The organism is Neobacillus nitrireducens (assembly GCF_030915405.1).
Taxonomy (GTDB): Bacteria; Bacillota; Bacilli; order Bacillales; family Cytobacillaceae; genus Neobacillus.
The window spans coordinates 3,109,464-3,127,555 of record NZ_CP133262.1 but is presented as its reverse complement, the minus strand read 5'-3'; the positions used below and the strand labels follow the sequence as shown (position 1 = coordinate 3,127,555).

Here is an 18,092-nt window from a genome sequence, read left to right as displayed (position 1 = left end):
CGTGTCGCTCGAACGGTTTCTAAATCAAGCTGTCAGTTCGTGGATGAGCGCAGAAGGACCGGATTCAGATATTGTCCTCAGCTCCCGGATACGCTTGGCTCGCAACTTTGATGAGTATAAGTTTCCAACACTTTTTACTCATGAAGAAGCCAAATTGATTATTGAAAATATGGAATTTATATTAAATCAATCGCCTATAGAAAAGTTTGGCCATATGGAATTATTAAAAATTGAGGAATTACAGCCGCTTCAGAAAAGGGTACTAGTTGAAAAACATCTAATAAGCCCGCATCTTGCGGAAGATTCACGATATGGGGCAGTTCTATTAACCGAAAATGAAGAAGTTAGTATTATGATTAATGAAGAGGATCATATCCGGATTCAGTGCTTATACCCAGGGTTGCAATTATCGGAAGCATTGGATGCTGCGAATGAAATCGATGATTGGCTTGAGAGTAATGTTCAATACGCATTTGATGAAAAACATGGATATTTAACCAGTTGTCCGACAAACGTGGGAACCGGTCTCCGTGCTTCTGTGATGATGCACTTGCCCGGGTTAATGTTAACACAGCAAATTAATAAAATTATTCCAGCAATTAATCAATTAGGCCTTGTTGTTAGAGGAATTTATGGGGAAGGTAGCGAAGCTTTAGGTAATATATTTCAAATTTCTAATCAAATCACACTTGGGAAATCAGAAGAAGATATTAGTCGTGATCTTAAGGGGGTTGTCAGCCAGCTAATTTCACAAGAAAGGTCGGCACGTGAAGCATTACGCAAAACTTCAAACATACAATTAGAAGATAGGGTTTTCCGATCATTAGGAGTGTTATCTAATAGCCGAATTATTGAATCAAAAGAAGCAGCTAGGTGTTTATCTGATGTTCGGCTTGGAATAGATATGGGTTATATTGATAAAATGCCTAAGACAATCTTAAATGAATTAATGATTTTGACCCAGCCAGGTTTCTTACAGCAATACGCTGGGGGTTCATTAAGGCCATATGAAAGAGACATCAGACGGGCAGCGTTAATTAGGGATCGAATAAAAATGGAGCAAGAAAAATAGGTGGGGAGGAAGAGAATATGATGTTCGGCCGTTTTACTGAAAGAGCGCAGAAGGTTCTAGCTTTAGCACAAGAGGAAGCCATTCGTCTTGGCCATAATAATATTGGAACAGAGCACATTTTATTAGGTTTAACTCGAGAAGGCGAAGGGATAGCAGCAAAGGCCCTTTATGGACTGGGGTTAGGTTCTGAAAAAATTCAAAAAGAAGTAGAAAATTTAATTGGCAAAGGACAGGAAGCTTCTCAAACTATTCACTACACTCCTAGAGCTAAAAAGGTCATTGAATTATCAATGGATGAGGCACGAAAATTAGGACATTCCTATGTCGGCACAGAACATATTCTCCTTGGTTTAATCCGCGAAGGCGAAGGGGTTGCAGCCCGAGTACTAAACAATTTGGGTGTAAGTTTGAATAAGGCAAGACAGCAGGTGCTTCAACTATTGGGAAGTAATGAGTCTGGCGGGCATCAAGGCGGAGCATCAGCTAGTGCCAACACGCCTACACTCGATAGTCTTGCCCGTGATTTAACCTCGATTGCGCGTGAAGGAAGCCTTGATCCTGTGATAGGACGTGGAAAAGAAATTCAACGTGTCATTGAAGTGCTAAGCCGTCGGACTAAAAATAACCCGGTATTAATTGGAGAGCCGGGAGTTGGTAAAACAGCAATTGCTGAAGGACTCGCCCAGCAAATTGTTAATAATGAGGTTCCAGAAATTCTTCGTGATAAACGGGTAATGACCCTTGATATGGGTACAGTCGTAGCAGGGACAAAATATCGCGGTGAATTTGAAGATCGTCTAAAAAAAGTTATGGATGAAATTCGCCAAGCCGGGAATATTATTCTTTTCATTGATGAGCTCCACACATTGATTGGTGCTGGTGGTGCAGAAGGGGCTATTGATGCTTCCAATATCTTAAAGCCATCGCTTGCTCGTGGGGAGCTTCAATGTATCGGTGCGACTACTCTCGATGAATATCGTAAATATATTGAAAAGGATGCAGCACTTGAACGACGTTTCCAGCCGATTCGTGTCGATGAACCAACGGCTGAAGAATCGATTCAAATTTTAGAAGGTTTACGTGATCGCTATGAGGCCCATCACCGTGTCTCGATTACGGATGAAGCCATTCAAGCAGCTGTAAAATTATCAGACCGCTATATCTCTGATCGCTTCTTGCCGGATAAAGCGATCGATCTAATTGATGAAGCAGGGTCCAAGGTTCGTCTTCGTTCCTTTACGACTCCACCTAATTTAAAAGAATTAGAAGTGAAGCTTGAGGAAGTTCGAAAAGAAAAGGATTCTGCCGTGCAGAGTCAAGAATTCGAAAAGGCTGCTTCTTTACGGGATACGGAGCAGCGTTTGCGTGAACAACTCGAGGAGACAAAGAAGAACTGGAAAGAAAAGCAAGGGAAAGAAAATAATGAAGTAACCGTTGAAGATATTGCCAGTGTTGTTTCCAGCTGGACCGGAGTACCTGTTTCTAAGCTTGCTCAAACAGAAATGACGAAGCTGCTTAATTTAGAGGAAGTTCTTCATTCTCGTGTCATTGGCCAAGAGGAGGCTGTTAAGGCGGTTTCTAAGGCTGTCCGCCGTGCGAGAGCAGGATTAAAAGATCCAAAACGTCCAATTGGTTCCTTCGTTTTCTTAGGACCTACAGGTGTTGGTAAAACGGAATTAGCTCGTGCTCTTGCTGAGGCTATGTTTGGTGATGAAGATGCGATGATTCGAATTGATATGTCCGAGTATATGGAGAAACATTCTACATCCCGTCTGGTTGGTTCACCGCCAGGATATGTAGGCTATGAAGAAGGCGGCCAATTAACAGAAAAGGTTCGTAGAAAGCCATACTCTGTTGTTTTGCTCGATGAAATTGAAAAGGCACACCCAGACGTATTTAATATCCTGCTCCAAGTTCTTGAAGATGGCCGTTTGACAGATTCAAAAGGAAGAACTGTAGATTTCCGTAATACGGTCTTGATTATGACATCCAATGTTGGTGCTGAAGCACTCAAACGGAACAAGTATGTCGGCTTTAATATTCAAGATGGCGATCAGGATTATAAAGATATGAAGGGGAAAGTAATGGGAGAATTAAAGAAAGCCTTCCGTCCTGAATTCCTGAATCGTATCGATGAAATTATTGTTTTCCATGCGTTAGAGAGAAAGCATCTTGAAGAAATTGTCACCTTGTTATCAGAGCAGTTAATTAAACGCTTAAAGGAGCAGCATATTTCCTTAGAATTAACAGCTGCGGCAAAGGCAAAGATTTCTGAAGAAGGCTATGATCCAGAGTATGGTGCACGACCACTACGCCGTGCGATTCAAAAGCATATTGAAGACCGGCTTTCTGAAGAACTATTAAAAGGAACATTATTAACAGGTCAGCATGCAGTAATCGATGTAGACAATGGCGAATTCACTGTTCGAACAGCTGAGAAAACAAGTTTGGTCAAATAGAATGGTAATCAATTAGGCTGCTATACCCATGCAGAGGTACACGTAAATAAAGAAAAATCGTGTACCTCTTTTTTTCGAGAAAAGAAAGAAAGTATAATAATTTCGACTTTGAAAATTGTCCTGCTTCAGGGCGCTTGCGCTTTGAAGTGAAAAAATAAATTAGGTGTGGTAACCTTGAAATAGTCAACAGATTCTGGCTCTAGCGCCCAGCAAATAGCGTCCTCGCTATAGGGTGCTTGTGCCTTTTGTTTTTAGAAAAAAGTATAAGTTTTTGAACTTAGAAAACTTTCTGGCTCCAGCGCCCAGCGGCTAGTGGACTTCTGTATGAGAGGATCGAAGAAGAATGGCAAAACGAAAAACAAAGTTTATGTGTCAGGAGTGCGGGTATGAGTCAGCTAAGTGGATGGGTAAATGTCCCGGCTGTGGTGAATGGAATAAGATGGTTGAGGAAGTTGAAGTAACCGGTGTGACTAGAAGAGGTGCCTTTGCTCATTCCCAAAGCGGGTCAGGACTATTAGCTAAACCTATGCCGATTAACTCCATAGAGATGGAAAATGAACCAAGGATTCTAACGGACTTAAATGAATTAAACCGGGTGCTTGGCGGGGGCGTGGTCAAGGGTTCCTTAGTGCTGATTGGCGGAGACCCCGGAATCGGTAAGTCAACACTCCTCTTACAAGTATCTTCCCAACTCGCCAATAAAGGCAATCAGGTTTTATACATATCCGGAGAGGAATCCATGCGACAAACCAAGCTTCGTGCGGAACGATTAGGGATATCCTCTGAAAATCTCCTCGTCTACGCTGAAACGAATCTTGAGGAAATCAACCGAACCATTGATCATTCGAATCCAAGCTTTGTGATCATTGATTCCATTCAGACGGTATTTCATCCAGATGTAACCAGTGCACCGGGAAGTGTCTCACAAGTTCGTGAGTGTACATCGGAATTAATGAGAATCGGGAAGACCAAAGGGATTGCCATATTTATTGTCGGGCATGTAACCAAGGAAGGCTCGATTGCGGGTCCTCGGTTGCTTGAGCATATGGTGGATACCGTTCTCTATTTTGAAGGGGAAAGACACCATACCTACCGAATTCTAAGGGCAGTCAAAAACCGTTTCGGTTCAACCAATGAAATGGGGATTTTTGAAATGAAAGAATTAGGTCTGGAAGAAGTGGCCAATCCTTCAGAAATATTCTTGGAAGAGCGTTCACGGGGTGCCGCAGGCTCTACGGTAGTGGCATCAATGGAAGGGACAAGGCCGGTCCTCGTTGAAATTCAAGCATTGATATCCCCGACTAGTTTTGGGAATCCAAGAAGAATGGCAACTGGAATCGATCATAACCGTGTGCCCCTATTGATGGCCGTATTAGAAAAACGAGTCGGAATGCTCCTTCAGAATCAGGATGCCTACTTGAAAGTTGCAGGGGGCGTAAAATTAGATGAACCGGCGATTGATCTAGCCATATCTGTGAGTATTGCTTCGAGTTATAAAGATCAACCAACAAGACCAACCGATTGTATTATTGGTGAAGTCGGGTTAACCGGTGAAGTGAGAAGGGTATCTAGGATTGAGCAGCGCGTCCAGGAAGCAGCCAAGCTGGGATTTGAACGGGTCATCTTGCCGGCTAATAATCTTGGCGGCTGGAAGGGACCAAAGGGAATTGAACTCATTGGGGTTTCGAACGTAAGTGAAGCATTAAAAGCAGCGTTGGGAGGGTAGCAGATGGAGAATAAAAAGCTAGGTGAACATACCGTAAGTGAAATTTTACAGTTCCTTGCACCTGGTACACCCATCCGCGAGGGAATCGACAATGTTCTCCGTGCGAACACGGGGGGCCTCATTGTCATTGGATTTAACGAAAAAGTAAAAAGCATCGTTGACGGCGGCTTTGAAATCAATTGTCCATTTTCGCCTAGCTTTTTATATGAATTAGCAAAAATGGACGGTGCCATCATCCTCAACGAATTAGGAAATAAAATTCTCTTTGCCAATGCCCAGCTAGCTCCTGATTCCGATATTCCTTCTTCAGAAACAGGAATGAGGCATCGCACAGCTGAAAGAGTGGCAAAGCAGACCAAAGCTTTAGTCATTGCGATTTCGCAACGGAGAAATGTCATTACACTCTACCAAGGGAATTTCCGCTATGCCTTAAAAGATATTGCTGTTATTTTAACAAAAGCGAATCAAGCGATACAGACACTTGAAAAGTATAAGACGGTATTGGAACAAAGTATTACCAATTTGAGTATTCTCGAGTTTGAGGAGTCGGTTACCTATAACGACTTTTTGCTTGTTCTCCATCGGTTTGAAATGGTCTTAAAGATTAAGAATGAACTGTTAACCTATTTACACGAGTTGGGAACAGAAGGCCGTCTCATTCGGTTGCAATTGAATGAAATACTCACAGATCTAGAAGACGAGACGATGCTCATTATCAAGGATTATGCCTTTGACAGAGACATCAAGGCAAGAGACATGCTCGGAAAAATGCAGGCAATCGCTACGAGCGGTACTGGTACGATTGAGGATATGGTTCTTTTGAAATTAATGGGATATCTCGGCTATGTGCATCTGGATGAGAATAAAAGTCCGCGTGGCTACCGAATTCTTCATAAAATACCAAGGCTTCCTTCTATCATTATCGAAAATCTAATTAGCAGTTTTGGTGAGCTTTCCAAAATAATTTCTGCATCAGTTGAAGAACTAGATGATGTAGAAGGAATCGGGGAAGTTCGGGCTAAAAAGATCAAAGAAGGCTTTAAATTGATTAAAGAACGGTTATACACCGACCGTCATCTTTAGGGTTAATAAACTTCGAGTTAACGAAAGTAAAAAAAATCCAACCGTTTGACACAAAATTTTTCCAATGTTACCCTAGGGGAGACATCCTAAACCTATTTATTTTAACTAACAAGATAATCTTTTATACGATTTTGTTACTGAAAAATAATCTGGAAATTAAGGTTTCATTTCCATGAAAATGTTTATAATGAGTAGAGGAGGTGAAGGAATGTTAAAACGTATTGTGCAGGCTTGCTTCCTCATTATGGGTGGTACGCTTGGTATTTTATTATTACCGGAATTGTTCAATTTACTTCATATCAATGACATTCCCCTGATTAACAACTCGTATATCACTGCTGTTTTAGGTGCTATTATTTTTTATCTTATTACCTTTTGGGCAGTAGATTATGTCTTTAATTTTATTAAGTGGGCTGAGGATTCTTTAGTAAAGGTTCCTGTGACAGATGTTCTTTTTGGTAGTGTGGGCTTAATATTCGGCCTGTTGGTAGCCTTTTTAATCGGCTTTGCCCTTAATGCCGTTCAGGTCCCAATATTAAATGCCGTTGCTCCAATCCTGCTTACCATCTTGTTTGGTTATATGGGTTTTCAGGTTGGATTCAAGAAACGGGATGAGCTCTTAGGTCTTTTTGGGAACCGCAGTAATAAGAAAAAGGGCGCTGATGAAGAAAATGATAAGGAAGTTAATCATCCTTTGAAAATATTAGATACAAGTGTCATCATTGATGGTCGTGTAGCCGATATTTGTCAGACGGGATTTTTGGAAGGTACCATTGTCATTCCTCAATTCGTACTTGAAGAATTACAGCATATTGCCGACTCTTCCGATGTGTTGAAACGAAACCGCGGCCGCAGAGGTTTGGATATCTTAAATCGAATTCAAAAGGAACTCGCCATTAAGGTGGAAATTTATGAGGGAGATTTTGAGGAAATTAGTGAAGTGGACTCAAAGCTCGTTAAATTAGCAAAAATTACAAATGGCATCTTAGTTACGAATGATTTTAACCTGAATAAAGTTTGTGAATTACAAAATGTTTCGGTGCTAAACATCAATGATTTAGCCAATGCCGTCAAGCCTGTAGTCCTGCCTGGTGAGGAATTAACCGTTCAAGTCATTAAAGATGGAAAAGAATATCATCAAGGCGTTGCCTATTTAGATGACGGTACGATGATTGTCGTAGAGGAAGGAAGAGAATATATCGGTAAAAGAATTGAGGTTCTTGTCACGAGTGTTCTTCAGACATCCGCGGGACGTATGATTTTTGCTAAACCCAAATTATTAGAAAAAGCACTATAGATACTAGATAGAGTGGGGTAAATTTTATGACTTACCAAGTCATTCTCCCGGCAGCCGGCCAGGGAAAAAGGATGGGTGCAGGGAAAAATAAGCTTTTGCTGGAGCTAAACGGGATTCCTGTCCTCATTCATACACTTCGGGTGTTTGAGCAGGATGAGGCATGCAGTGGAATGATTCTTGCCATTCACCCCCAGGATGAACCGGAATTTAAAGTGCTATTAGCCAGGTACAATGTAACGAAAGTAATTACCTTAGTACCGGGCGGCAAAGAACGTCAGGATAGCATTTATAATGCACTTAAATCAGTGGACCCCAACGGAATTATTCTTGTCCATGATGCGGCACGTCCTTTTATCTTAAAAGAACACATCCACCGTTTAGCAGACATAGCTGAAGAAACAGGTGCAGCCATTTTGGGAGTACCGGCAAAAGACACCATCAAAAAGGTAGATGACGGTGTAGTCGTTGAAACTGTCGAACGTTCAAGCTTGTGGGCTGTTCAAACCCCACAAGCTTTTCGCGTTTTACTTCTAAAGGAAGCGTACGAACAGGCAGAAAAGGATGACTTCCTAGGAACAGATGATGCTAGTTTGGTTGAGCGGCTTAAGTATCCAGTTGCCATGGTAGAGGGCGATTACGATAATATAAAATTAACAACACCAGAAGATTTATTCTTTGCTGAAGCTATACTAGAAAAGCGAAAGCGCCTTGGTCAGGGGCGCTGTAGCTAGACAATTAAGAAAAAGGGGTTTTTAATGATGTTTCGAATTGGTCAGGGCTTTGATGTTCATCAATTAACAGAAGGGCGCCCGTTAATTATAGGTGGAATCACCATACCTTATGAAAAGGGCTTGCTCGGTCATTCAGATGCCGATGTTTTATTACATACTGTTGCTGATGCCTGCCTTGGTGCGATTGGGGAAGGCGACATTGGGAAACACTTTCCGGATACTGATCCAAATTTTAAAGATGCTGACTCGGCTAAGCTGATGGAGCATGTTTGGCAATTGGTAAAGAACAAAGGCTACGAACTTGTTAATGCCGATTGTACGATTATTGCTCAAAAGCCGAAAATGGCACCTTATATTGACCAAATGCGCATAAGGATTGCAGAATTACTTGAGGCAGCACCTGAACAAATCAATGTAAAGGCGACCACAACAGAAAAGCTGGGCTTTACCGGCAGAGGAGAAGGGATTGCTTCCCAGGTAGCTGTTTTGTTAAAAAAGGTTAACAATTAACCTTTTACAGTCAAATGTACAGTGATACAATAGACCTGAAATCAAAAGGTAAGCTGTCTAGCTACAACGCCCAGACGCTTTCGCATTACTAGAATGGAGGCATGAAGATGTCAAACGAAGTTCGTGTAAGATATGCTCCAAGTCCAACGGGACATTTACATATTGGCAACGCCCGTACAGCGTTATTTAATTATTTATTTGCCCGCAATCAAGGCGGGAAATTTATCATCCGTATTGAGGATACCGATAAAAAGCGGAATATTGAAGGCGGCGAAGAAAGCCAGTTAAAATATTTAAAATGGCTTGGCATGGATTGGGATGAGAGTGTCGATGTCGGAGGCGAATACGGCCCGTACCGTCAATCGGAACGAAATGATATGTATGAAACATACTATAATCAATTATTAGCCAATGGACATGCCTATAAATGTTATTGTACGGAAGCAGAGATTGAAGCAGAGCGGGAAGCTCAGACTGAAAGAGGAGAAACACCTCATTATTCAGGCAAATGCCGTCATTTAACAGATGAACAAAGAAGCCAATTCGAAAGCGAAGGCCGTCAGCCAAGTATCCGTATCCTCGTACCTGAAGGAAAAACCTACACATTTGATGATATGGTAAAGGGAACTGTTTCGTTTGAGTCCGTAGGGATGGGCGATTGGGTCATCATTAAAAAAGATGGTACCCCGACTTATAACTTTGCGGTAACGATTGACGATTATTTAATGAAAATCTCGCATGTGCTTCGTGGCGATGATCATATTTCTAACACACCTAAGCAATTGATGGTCTATGAAGCATTAGGCTGGGAGCCGCCAATATTTGGACATATGACCTTGATTGTCAATGAAAGCCGCAAAAAGTTGAGTAAGCGTGATGAGTCTATCATCCAATTTATTGAACAATATGAAGAACTGGGGTATATCCCAGAAGCGTTATTTAACTTTATTACACTGCTCGGCTGGTCGCCAGCGGGTGAAGAAGAAATTTATTCTAAGAATGAGTTTATTGAAATCTTTGATGCGAATCGTTTATCGAAATCTCCGGCACTATTTGATAAGCAAAAGCTGTTGTGGATGAACAACCAATATATGAAAAAAATTGAGCTTAACCGTGTCGTTGATCTGGTCAAGCCCCACTTAATGAAAGCTGGGCGAATCAGTGAAATTATGACGGATGAACAATACCAATGGCTGCAGGGACTTGCCGCTCTTTTACAGGAAAAACTAAGCTATGGCGCTGAAATCGTGGAATTATCAGATATGTTTTTCCGAGAAGATGCCGTCTATGAAGAAGATACGAAAGAGATATTAGCGGGAGAAACCGTTCCAGAAGTGCTAAAGGCGTTTTCTCATGAACTAGATCAGCTTGAAAATTTCCGTGCAGATGGAATTAAGGCAGCTATGAAGGCTGTACAAAAGTCGACCGGCCAAAAGGGGAAAAACCTATTTATGCCAATTCGTGCGGCAGTAACGGGCCAAACACACGGGCCAGACCTTCCACAAGCGATTGAGTTGCTAGGGAAAGATAAAGTTCAAATGAGAATTAGTAAAATAATTAGTTAACATTGTAGAAGAAATGTAATATAGTAAAAGAAAGAAATTTCATACTTCTAAAAGTGTAGAAGAGGATAAGTAAAAAAAAGACGCTTTAAAGAGAAAACCATCACCGGCTGAAAATGGTTTAAGCCTCTCGTTTTTTGAAATGCACCTCTGAGCCCTGTTTTGAAAGGAGTCAACTCCGAGTAGAAATGGGCGGAACCTATCCGTTAACAGGTAGAGTGAGACCAGTTGTAAGCTTCCGTTTTCGAACGAGCTTTACGGTCTAATCAGAGTGGAACCGCGCATAAGCGTCTCTGTCGTTAAGACAGAGGCGTTTTTTATTTCTCAGAAAGGTTGTTATTACTTTGAACTTAGATAAAGTCTAGCTTCAGCACCCAGCGGCTAGTGTACTTCGCCCTTTTCCCTACGATAAGTCAACATCGGATCGCTACGCTCTCCGTGTTTCCTTTATCTCAGTCAAAGTGCTCCAGTCCATACGCCGCTAAACGGGTGCTTACGCTTTATAAATAAGGGGGAGAATGGTAATGTTCAAGAAGTTGAGGGAGGACGTTGAGGTTGTTTTTGAACAAGATCCAGCAGCAAGAAGTCATTTAGAAGTAATCTTGACGTATTCAGGCTTACATGCCATTTGGTCACATCGACTCGCACATGCACTCTTTAATCGGAAATTATTTTTCCTTGCCAGGGTTATATCACAAGTAAGCCGATTTTTTACGGGAATTGAAATACATCCCGGGGCAAAAATAGGCAGACGATTTTTTATTGACCATGGTATGGGTGTCGTTATAGGGGAAACGTGTGAAATTGGGGATAATGTAACTATATATCAAGGGGTGACCCTTGGTGGAACGGGTAAAGAAAAAGGAAAGCGGCATCCGACGATTAAGGATAATGTTCTGATTGCCACAGGTGCAAAGGTACTAGGTTCAATAACGGTGGGTGAAAACTCCAAAGTTGGCGGCGGCTCGGTTGTATTGAGAGAAGTTCCTCCTAATTCAACGGTAGTTGGGATTCCCGGGAGAGTCGTCATTCAGGATGGAAGAAGAATTACCAGGGACTTGGACCACTGTGACATGCCGGACCCTGTTGCAGACCGCTTTAAAGAAATGCAAAATGATCTGGATAAGTTAATGCATGAACTCGAAGAATTAAAAGGAGAAAGGATAAAAATCAATGGCCATTCAACTTTATAATACACTAACACGCAAGAAGGAAACGTTCGTACCGCTTGAAGAAGGAAAAGTAAAAATGTATGTTTGCGGTCCGACGGTCTATAATTATATTCATATCGGTAATGCCCGTCCGGCGATCGTCTTTGATACGGTTCGGCGCTATATGGAATATCGCGGCTATGAGGTACATTATGTTTCTAACTTCACCGATGTTGATGACAAATTGATTCGAGCAGCCAATCAGTTAGGCGAAAGTGTGCCGGCGATTGCTGACAGATTTATTAATGCCTATTATGAAGATGTGACAGCATTAGGCTGCCAGAAGGCGGATGTTCACCCACGGGTAATGGAAAATATGGATATTATCATTGATTTCATCAGTCAATTAGTCGAAAAGGGCTACGCCTATGAATCTGCCGGCGATGTTTATTTCCGGACGAGAAAATTTGATGATTATGGGAAGCTGTCGCATCAATCGATTGATGACTTGCAGGTAGGGGCAAGAATTGAAGTCGGGGACCGAAAACAAGACGACTTAGACTTTGCTTTATGGAAAGCGGCTAAGGAAGGGGAAATCTACTGGGAGAGCCCATGGGGACTTGGTCGTCCCGGCTGGCATATCGAGTGCTCCGCGATGGCGAAAAAGTATTTGGGCGAAACCATTGATATTCATGCTGGTGGACAGGATTTAACTTTCCCGCATCATGAAAATGAAATTGCTCAGTCAGAAGCCTTGTCAGGAAAGTTATTTTCTCGTTACTGGATGCACAATGGCTATATCAATATTGACAATGAAAAAATGTCTAAATCATTAGGGAATTTTGTCCTTGTTCATGACATTATTAAAAAGCATAATCCGCAAGTGTTACGGTTTTTCATGTTATCAGTTCATTACCGTAATCCGATTAACTATAGCGAGGAATTACTGGAGAGCACGAGAGCAGCATTTGAACGTTTAACAACTTCCTATCAAAACTTAAAGCATCGCAAAGAAGCTAGCACGGACTTAACAGATACAAATCAGGAATGGCTTGAAAAGATTGCAAAATTGCACCAAGAATACATTGAAGCAATGGATGATGATTTTAACACAGCAAAAGCTATTTCCGTTTTATTTGACCTCTCGAAACTAGCTAATTATTATCTTTTAGAAAAAAATACAGCGGTTGAAGTGATTGATGCTTTCACAACACAATTTGAAGAGTTATTCCATGTCTTAGGGCTGACATTTGAAAAAGAAGAAATGCTTGACGAAGAGATCGATGCGCTGATTGAAAAGCGAATCCAGGCTCGGAAAGACCGGAACTTCCAATTGTCTGACCAAATTAGAGACCAGTTAAAAGAAATGAATATTATTTTAGAAGATACACCGCAGGGTACAAGGTGGAAGAGAGGCTAATTCATGCTTGAATATCAAAATACAATCGATGTTAAACAATTGAATAGTCTCGCCCTTGCCTACATGGGTGACGCCATTTATGAAACGTATGTAAGGCGCCACCTCCTCTATAGCGGAAAGGTAAGGCCCAATCAGTTGCATCGGACAGGGACCACTTACGTGTCGGCGAAAGCACAAAGCCGAATTCTTTTTCACATGATCGATGATCAACTGCTCGATGAAGAGGAACTAGCGGTGGTTATGCGCGGTAGAAATGCGAAATCGGGGACTGTACCTAAAAACACGGATGTCCAAACCTATCATTACAGCACAGCTTTTGAAGCATTGATGGGGTATCTATATTTAACTGGTAAAATAGTGCGTTTAGAAGAGCTTATTCAAAGATCATTTTTATTTGTGGATGAAAGAAAGGAGGAACGCTAGATGGAACAAGAATATATTGTTGGCAAAAACCCGGTCATCGAAGCGCTAAAATCAGAAAGGGATATTAATAAGATCTTAATTGCTGAAGGATCGCAGCGAGGCCAAATGCAGCAAATTACTCAATTAGCCAAAGAAGCAAATGTGATTGTTCAATTTGTACCAAAGAAAAAAATTGATCAAATCGCTGATGAAAATCATCAAGGGGTTCTTGCTTATGTGGCTGCTTATCAATATGCAGAAATGGATGACTTGTTTGCCGCAGCAGAAAAGAAAAACGAATCGCCCTTCTTTTTGTTATTGGATGAAATTGAAGACCCTCATAACTTAGGGTCCATCATGAGAACGGCAGATTCCGTGGGGGCTCATGGCATCATTATCCCGAAGCGGCGCGCTGTTGGGCTAACCGCAACAGTCGCTAAAGCTTCGACAGGTGCGATTGAATATATCCCTGTTGTTCGTGTTACGAATATGGCAAGAACCATCGATGAATTGAAAGAGCGGGGTATTTGGATTGCGGGAACTGATGCAAAAGGGAAAGATGATTACCGCCAATTAGACGGAACCCTGCCACTAGGCTTGGTTATTGGCAGTGAAGGAAAAGGGATGGGAAGGCTGATTCGTGATAAATGCGATTTTCTCATTCATTTGCCGATGGTTGGTAAAGTAACCTCCCTAAATGCCTCTGTTGCTGCTGCTTTACTGATGTATGAGGTATATCGAAAACGACACACACTTGAGGGATAGTAATGGATATCCTGCTTGTCGACGGATATAACATTATCGGGGCCTGGCCAGAACTAAGAGCGTTAAAGGAACATGATTTACCTGCCGCACGTGACCGCTTAGTAGAGAGAATGGCTGAATACCAGGCCTATTCCGGTTTTCGTGTGATTGTTGTATTTGATGCCTATTATGTACAAGGGACGGAAAAAAAGTATAGAAATCATAAGATAGAAGTTATTTTTACAAAAGAAAACGAGACGGCAGATGAGCGGATTGAAAAGTTGGCAATCAGTCTGAGTAATCGAAAAACGCAAGTCCATGTGGCGACTTCCGATTTTACAGAGCAATGGGCCATTTTTGGACAAGGTGCATTAAGGAAGTCAGCCCGTGAATTGCTGATTGAAATGTCTTCCATTGAAAAAGGGATCGAAAAGAAAGTCAAAACCATTCAAGAAAAAAGGCCTGCTTCCAAAATAAAGATAAGTGATGAAATGGCAGAAATTTTTGAAAAATGGCGCAGAGGACAAAAGTGAACGTGGACTAATAAATAGTTGTCATGTATACTATTACTAACTATGCTTGTTCGGTGGAGGGGATCGACTTTGAGTACGGACTTCGGAACTAAGATTAACCAGCAATTTCTTCTAATGGATGACGAAGGAATTGTTGATTTAGTGCACCATGGTGATAGTGAAGCATTGGATTATTTAATCCACAAATATCGTAACTTTGTACGTGCAAAAGCAAGGTCTTATTTTCTAATTGGTGCGGACAAAGAAGATATTGTCCAAGAAGGTATGATCGGACTGTATAAAGCCATTCGTGACTTTCGCGAGGACAAACTTACCTCCTTTAAGGCATTTGCTGAGTTATGTATCACTCGTCAAATCATTACAGCCATTAAGACGGCCACACGCCAAAAGCATATCCCGTTAAATTCTTACGTTTCATTGGACAAGCCTATTTATGATGAAGAATCAGACCGAACATTGATGGATGTTTTGTCAGGGACAAAGGTTCTTGACCCCGAGGAACTGATTATTAATCAAGAAGAGTTTGACCATATCGAAGTGAAAATGACTGAATTACTAAGTGACCTGGAAAGAAAGGTATTAGCCCTCTATTTAGATGGGCAATCCTACCAAGAAATCTCAGAAGAGCTTAATCGTCATGTGAAGTCGATTGATAATGCCCTTCAGCGCGTAAAAAGAAAGCTGGAGCGGTATTTAGAACTCCGTGAATTTTCACTTTAAGAGTAAGCGTTATCTAAATATGTCATATAATTGAACCAATCACGGGAGTCATTGACAATAATTAGGACTCATGTTACATTCTAAAAGATAAAGTAGAAAATTGGGTAAAGGTGTCGAATATGAGTAGAAAAGTAATCCTTTCCTGTTCTGTTTGCAGCTCGCGGAATTATTCAACTATCAGCAAACAGACACAAACAGAGAGATTAGAATTGAAAAAATTCTGTAAAACCTGTACCACCCATACCATTCATAGAGAAACAAAATAATCTATAGATTTTCGTTGTTATTTTTAGATTTTGGGGGTTACTTAACATGCAACGCATAAAGAAGTTCTTCAGTGAAATTTTCCGTGAGATGAGAAAAGTTAGCTGGCCAAAACGTGGGGAACTAACGCGCTCTACAATTACTGTATTATCGACTGTTGTTTTTTTTGCAGCGTTCTTTGCGGTTCTAGATTTAGGAATTTCAAAATTGATTCGCTTAATTCTTGAATAATAAATCAACTTTCATGGTATAATGGTGATTAATAAAGGAATTTTTATCTAAAGCCCGTTTCACGGGTTTTTTATTTGCTTAAAAAATAGTCTTTGAATAAATGTAGGGAGGGACGGACGTTCTAGTCCTCTTAAATGGAAAAAAATTGGTATGTTTTGCATACTTACTCAGGTTATGAAAATAAGGTAAAAGCTAATTTAGAAAAACGAGTTGAATCGATGGGTATGACCGATAAGATTTTTCGGGTGGTTGTTCCTGAAGAAGAAGAAACAGAAATCAAAAATGGTAAGTCGAAGGTAGTCAAGCGTAAAGTGTTCCCTGGCTATGTATTAGTTGAAATTGTGATGACAGACGATTCCTGGTATGTGGTTCGTAACACTCCTGGAGTAACCGGGTTTGTTGGTTCATCAGGTGGTGGCTCAAAACCTACTCCATTGCTTCCTGAAGAAGTAGTTGTGATCCTGAAGAGAATGGGTATGACGGAAAAACGTGTCGATGCTAATTATGAGTTAGGTGAAACGGTCCGCGTGAAGGAAGGTCCATTTGCCAACTTTACTGGTACGGTTGAAGAAATGGATAAGGATCGCTCGAAACTGAAGGTTCTTGTCAATATGTTTGGTCGTGACACCCCGGTAGAACTGGAATTCACCCAAATTGAGAAGCTGGATTAAGGAAGCTTAAGAGCTCTTTTTATGGCATTGATCAAAGAAAAATAATCTTATATTGTAAAAAAACTTGAAATCATTTTTAAAAAGTGGTAATATTTCATAGGTCAGTATGTCTCCATGTGAGACAAGACTTATGTTAAGTTCTTTATGATCAATAGATAAAGACAGATGCCTGAGTGGGAGGATTCTGAAAAGATTCCTATTACCACATCACGGACTTTAAGGAGGTGTGTCTCGTGGCTAAAAAAGTAATTAAAGTCGTTAAGTTACAAATCCCTGCTGGGAAAGCAAACCCTGCGCCACCAGTTGGTCCTGCATTAGGTCAAGCCGGTGTTAACATCATGGGATTCTGTAAAGAATTTAACGCTCGTACAGCTGATCAAGCTGGTTTGATCATTCCTGTTGAAATCACGGTTTTTGAAGACCGTTCATTTACATTTATTACGAAAACTCCTCCTGCTGCCGTTTTATTGAAAGTAGCAGCTGGAATTCAGTCAGGTTCTGGTGAACCTAACCGTAATAAGGTAGCAACAGTAAAGCGTGATACAGTACGCGAGATTGCGGAACAAAAAATGCCTGACCTAAACGCAGCTAGCGTTGAAGCGGCAATGCGCATGGTCGAAGGTACTGCACGCAGCATGGGTATTGTCATCGAAGACTAATTCATGTTGAACTGTTTGGTGTAATGAAGGGGGTTGCGACGCTGATATTTCTCACTCGCAACCTTTATTCGTGGGAGGTTATTCCGCTAAAACCACAATCTAGGAGGAAATTAAAATGGCTAAAAAAGGTAAAAAGTATTTAGAAGCTTCAAAGCTTGTAGATCGCCTAAAAGCATATCCAATTGCTGAAGCAATTGATCTTGCTAAAAAAACAAACTTCACTAAATTCGATGCAACTCTAGAAGTAGCATTTCGTTTAGGTGTAGACCCTAAGAAAGCTGACCAACAAATCCGTGGTGCAGTCGTGCTTCCAAACGGAACTGGTAAAACGCAACGCGTTCTAGTTTTCGCTAAGGGTGAAAAAGTTAAAGAAGCAGAAGCAGCTGGAGCTGATTATGTAGGTGATGCAGAGTACATCAACAAAATCCAACAAGGTTGGTTTGAATTTGATGTAATCGTAGCAACTCCTGACATGATGGGTGAAGTTGGTAAGCTTGGTCGTGTCTTAGGACCTAAAGGTTTAATGCCAAACCCTAAAACTGGTACAGTTACATTTGATGTAACTCGTGCGATTAATGAAATTAAAGCTGGTAAAGTTGAATACCGTGTAGACAAGTCTGGTAACATTCATGTTCCTATCGGTAAAGCATCTTTCGAAAACGAAAAGCTTGTTGAAAACTTCAACACTATCTTTGAAACTATGGTAAAAGTGAAGCCATCTGCTGCAAAAGGTACTTACATGAAGAACGTAACTGTTGCTTCTACAATGGGACCTGGCGTGAAAGTTGACCCTTCATCAGTAACAGTTAAGTAAATTTTCCCAATTGACAATCTAGAATAGATTTTATATAATCTAT

19 protein-coding genes and 1 other annotated feature are annotated in these 18,092 nt (G+C 41.1%); all 19 genes read left to right on the top strand.

All coding sequences use genetic code 11. The annotated features are described in order from the left end of the window. Position 1 precedes the first annotated feature (1 nt). Positions 2-1,072: a protein-arginine kinase McsB gene (gene mcsB, locus RCG22_RS15105; RefSeq protein WP_308103626.1), complete on the top strand. Its 1,071-nt coding sequence runs from the start codon at positions 2-4 to the stop codon at positions 1,070-1,072. A gap of 17 nt (positions 1,073-1,089) precedes the next feature. After that, complete coding sequence (gene clpC / locus RCG22_RS15100; protein WP_098262352.1) at positions 1,090-3,531, top strand: ATP-dependent protease ATP-binding subunit ClpC; 2,442 nt, start codon at positions 1,090-1,092, stop codon at positions 3,529-3,531. Between the two features lie 343 nt (positions 3,532-3,874). Then, positions 3,875-5,257: a DNA repair protein RadA gene (gene radA, locus RCG22_RS15095; protein ID WP_308103625.1), complete on the top strand. Its 1,383-nt coding sequence runs from the start codon at positions 3,875-3,877 to the stop codon at positions 5,255-5,257. A gap of 3 nt (positions 5,258-5,260) precedes the next feature. Next, positions 5,261-6,340: a DNA integrity scanning diadenylate cyclase DisA gene (gene disA, locus RCG22_RS15090; RefSeq protein WP_308103624.1), complete on the top strand. Its 1,080-nt coding sequence runs from the start codon at positions 5,261-5,263 to the stop codon at positions 6,338-6,340. Between the two features lie 208 nt (positions 6,341-6,548). After that, the gene (locus RCG22_RS15085; protein WP_098262349.1) at positions 6,549-7,637 is read left to right on the top strand and encodes a PIN/TRAM domain-containing protein; all 1,089 of its coding nucleotides are present in this window, start codon (positions 6,549-6,551) and stop codon (positions 7,635-7,637) included. 26 nt (positions 7,638-7,663) lie between these two features. Then, complete coding sequence (gene ispD, locus RCG22_RS15080; RefSeq protein WP_308103623.1) at positions 7,664-8,368, top strand: 2-C-methyl-D-erythritol 4-phosphate cytidylyltransferase; 705 nt, start codon at positions 7,664-7,666, stop codon at positions 8,366-8,368. Positions 8,369-8,395: 27 nt separating this feature from the next. After that, entirely contained in the window at positions 8,396-8,878 is a 483-nt protein-coding gene (gene ispF, locus RCG22_RS15075) for a 2-C-methyl-D-erythritol 2,4-cyclodiphosphate synthase (RefSeq protein ID WP_308107170.1), read from the top strand. A gap of 107 nt (positions 8,879-8,985) precedes the next feature. Next, positions 8,986-10,443, top strand: a complete 1,458-nt coding sequence (gene gltX / locus RCG22_RS15070; protein ID WP_308103622.1) for a glutamate--tRNA ligase — start codon at positions 8,986-8,988, stop codon at positions 10,441-10,443. 47 nt (positions 10,444-10,490) lie between these two features. After that, positions 10,491-10,738, top strand: a binding site (T-box leader). 226 nt (positions 10,739-10,964) lie between these two features. Next, positions 10,965-11,633, top strand: a complete 669-nt coding sequence (cysE, locus tag RCG22_RS15065) for a serine O-acetyltransferase (protein ID WP_098262345.1) — start codon at positions 10,965-10,967, stop codon at positions 11,631-11,633. Then, on the top strand, positions 11,614-13,011 hold the full coding sequence (cysS, locus tag RCG22_RS15060; RefSeq protein ID WP_308103621.1) for a cysteine--tRNA ligase: 1,398 nt from the start codon (positions 11,614-11,616) through the stop codon (positions 13,009-13,011). The genes cysE and cysS overlap by 20 nt, the downstream gene beginning before the upstream one ends. Before the next feature lie 3 nt (positions 13,012-13,014). Beyond that, positions 13,015-13,434, top strand: a complete 420-nt coding sequence (locus RCG22_RS15055; RefSeq protein ID WP_098262343.1) for a Mini-ribonuclease 3 — start codon at positions 13,015-13,017, stop codon at positions 13,432-13,434. Continuing rightward, positions 13,435-14,178, top strand: a complete 744-nt coding sequence (gene rlmB, locus RCG22_RS15050; protein WP_098262342.1) for a 23S rRNA (guanosine(2251)-2'-O)-methyltransferase RlmB — start codon at positions 13,435-13,437, stop codon at positions 14,176-14,178. A gap of 2 nt (positions 14,179-14,180) precedes the next feature. Then, complete coding sequence (locus RCG22_RS15045; protein ID WP_098262341.1) at positions 14,181-14,690, top strand: NYN domain-containing protein; 510 nt, start codon at positions 14,181-14,183, stop codon at positions 14,688-14,690. 69 nt (positions 14,691-14,759) lie between these two features. Beyond that, positions 14,760-15,410: an RNA polymerase sporulation sigma factor SigH gene (gene sigH / locus RCG22_RS15040; RefSeq protein ID WP_098262340.1), complete on the top strand. Its 651-nt coding sequence runs from the start codon at positions 14,760-14,762 to the stop codon at positions 15,408-15,410. A gap of 119 nt (positions 15,411-15,529) precedes the next feature. Next, positions 15,530-15,676, top strand: coding sequence for a 50S ribosomal protein L33 (gene rpmG, locus RCG22_RS15035; protein ID WP_098262339.1), 147 nt, complete (start codon positions 15,530-15,532; stop codon positions 15,674-15,676). A gap of 46 nt (positions 15,677-15,722) precedes the next feature. Beyond that, positions 15,723-15,905 (top strand): preprotein translocase subunit SecE, encoded by a 183-nt coding sequence (secE, locus tag RCG22_RS15030; protein ID WP_098262338.1) that lies wholly within the window; start codon positions 15,723-15,725, stop codon positions 15,903-15,905. Between the two features lie 134 nt (positions 15,906-16,039). After that, the gene (gene nusG / locus RCG22_RS15025) at positions 16,040-16,576 is read left to right on the top strand and encodes a transcription termination/antitermination protein NusG (protein ID WP_308103620.1); all 537 of its coding nucleotides are present in this window, start codon (positions 16,040-16,042) and stop codon (positions 16,574-16,576) included. A gap of 233 nt (positions 16,577-16,809) precedes the next feature. Further along, entirely contained in the window at positions 16,810-17,235 is a 426-nt protein-coding gene (rplK, locus tag RCG22_RS15020) for a 50S ribosomal protein L11 (RefSeq protein ID WP_007085303.1), read from the top strand. Positions 17,236-17,350: 115 nt separating this feature from the next. Continuing rightward, positions 17,351-18,049 carry a 50S ribosomal protein L1 gene (gene rplA, locus RCG22_RS15015; protein WP_098262336.1) on the top strand — a complete coding sequence of 233 codons (699 nt, stop codon included), beginning with the start codon at positions 17,351-17,353 and terminating at the stop codon, positions 18,047-18,049. The last annotated feature ends 43 nt before the right edge of the window (positions 18,050-18,092 follow it).

Excerpts from the sequence above, each read along its gene's own strand:
- clpC (WP_098262352.1), top strand. The coding sequence starts at position 1,090 with ATGATGTTCGGCCGTTTTACTGAAAGAGCGCAGAAGGTTCTAGCTTTA.
- secE (WP_098262338.1), top strand. The coding sequence starts at position 15,723 with ATGCAACGCATAAAGAAGTTCTTCAGTGAAATTTTCCGTGAGATGAGA.
- nusG (WP_308103620.1), top strand. The coding sequence starts at position 16,040 with ATGGAAAAAAATTGGTATGTTTTGCATACTTACTCAGGTTATGAAAAT.
- rpmG (WP_098262339.1), top strand. The coding sequence starts at position 15,530 with ATGAGTAGAAAAGTAATCCTTTCCTGTTCTGTTTGCAGCTCGCGGAAT.
- RCG22_RS15055 (WP_098262343.1), top strand. The coding sequence starts at position 13,015 with ATGCTTGAATATCAAAATACAATCGATGTTAAACAATTGAATAGTCTC.
- cysE (WP_098262345.1), top strand. The coding sequence starts at position 10,965 with ATGTTCAAGAAGTTGAGGGAGGACGTTGAGGTTGTTTTTGAACAAGAT.
- ispF (WP_308107170.1), top strand. The coding sequence starts at position 8,396 with ATGTTTCGAATTGGTCAGGGCTTTGATGTTCATCAATTAACAGAAGGG.
- rplA (WP_098262336.1), top strand. The coding sequence starts at position 17,351 with ATGGCTAAAAAAGGTAAAAAGTATTTAGAAGCTTCAAAGCTTGTAGAT.
- ispD (WP_308103623.1), top strand. The coding sequence starts at position 7,664 with ATGACTTACCAAGTCATTCTCCCGGCAGCCGGCCAGGGAAAAAGGATG.
- rlmB (WP_098262342.1), top strand. The coding sequence starts at position 13,435 with ATGGAACAAGAATATATTGTTGGCAAAAACCCGGTCATCGAAGCGCTA.
- radA (WP_308103625.1), top strand. The coding sequence starts at position 3,875 with ATGGCAAAACGAAAAACAAAGTTTATGTGTCAGGAGTGCGGGTATGAG.
- RCG22_RS15085 (WP_098262349.1), top strand. The coding sequence starts at position 6,549 with ATGTTAAAACGTATTGTGCAGGCTTGCTTCCTCATTATGGGTGGTACG.
- RCG22_RS15045 (WP_098262341.1), top strand. The coding sequence starts at position 14,181 with ATGGATATCCTGCTTGTCGACGGATATAACATTATCGGGGCCTGGCCA.
- disA (WP_308103624.1), top strand. The coding sequence starts at position 5,261 with ATGGAGAATAAAAAGCTAGGTGAACATACCGTAAGTGAAATTTTACAG.
- cysS (WP_308103621.1), top strand. The coding sequence starts at position 11,614 with ATGGCCATTCAACTTTATAATACACTAACACGCAAGAAGGAAACGTTC.
- gltX (WP_308103622.1), top strand. The coding sequence starts at position 8,986 with ATGTCAAACGAAGTTCGTGTAAGATATGCTCCAAGTCCAACGGGACAT.